This is a genomic window from Psittacicella hinzii, from assembly GCF_003585885.1.
Classification (GTDB): Bacteria; Pseudomonadota; Gammaproteobacteria; order Enterobacterales; family Psittacicellaceae; genus Psittacicella.
The window spans coordinates 1-1,130 of record NZ_NRHC01000106.1 but is presented as its reverse complement, the minus strand read 5'-3'; the positions used below and the strand labels follow the sequence as shown (position 1 = coordinate 1,130).

At 30.0% G+C, this 1,130-nt stretch carries 1 protein-coding gene; it reads left to right on the top strand.

Annotated features, from left to right (window positions below; all coding sequences use genetic code 11):
* Positions 1-1,130, top strand: a 1,130-nt coding sequence (locus CKF54_RS07060; protein WP_147396843.1) for a transposase, incomplete at both ends; no start/stop codon positions are given.

Below are 1,130 nucleotides of genomic sequence, written 5' to 3'. Positions count from 1 at the left end.
GTAAATGACAAGAGAATTAGCGAAGTATTTAGCAGAGTAATTAACCAAGAAAAGATCAATAAATTCTTAGATTTATGGGTAAGAAGAGCTCAATTTGAGTCTTTTATAGCCTATGACTCTACGTCTATCTCTACGGATTCAAATATTATTGAAGCTAAGTTCGGTTTCAACAAAGAGAATGATAAAAAGAAACAAATCAACTTAGGAATCATCTTTGGATATGACTCTCGCCTACCACTAACCTACTCTTGGTATCACGGAAATATCGTTGATAAAACATACCTTAAGTTTATGTTGGGGATAAATTCAAGTCTTAAAGATAAAGACATTACCTTCGTGATGGACCAAGGATATTATTCCGCTGATAATTTAAAAGCTATCAACGAAATGGGTAATAAGTTTATTACTTTTCTTCCTAGAAGTACGAAACTATCGAAAGAATCAATTGATGAATTATCTGAAGTCGTGCTTGGGTATACAGATCGAGTTCCTGGATTTAAATCTGTTAAGTGCAGATCTAAGAAAGCTAAAATAAAAGGAGTGGATTGTCAATTATTCGTTTTTCTAGATCCTGATAAACAAGTAGAATTACAATCAGATTTCGAAGATTATTTAGATTATGAAGAAGAGGATCTAAAAGAAAAGATTAAAGGAAAAGTCATCACTCGTAAAAAGAGTAAGTATTTCAAAATTTATAGAGAGGGTAAAGAAAAGTACACGTACGAAAGAGATATCGAGAGTATTAAAGAAGAGTATAGAAGACTTGGTTATTTTGTGCTAATAACCAATGATTTAAATGCTACAGCTAATGAAGTTCTAGAAGTATATAGAGGAAAAGATCTTATTGAAAAAGCATTTAAAGATATTAAAACAGGATTAGATTCTAGAAGATTAAGAACTCAAAATTCAGAAACTACGAATGGAAAAATATTCTTAATGTTCATAGCTTTAATTATTCTATGCAGTATCAGAAATAGAGTTCGAGGAACAAACATAGAATACAAATATAGTATTCAAGAGATAATTGAAGAGCTTGATGATATCAAATTCTTTATAAATGATAACTCAAAATTACTTCATCCAATGAATACTGATCAAATCCAAATCCTGAATGAACTAAAAATAGATAT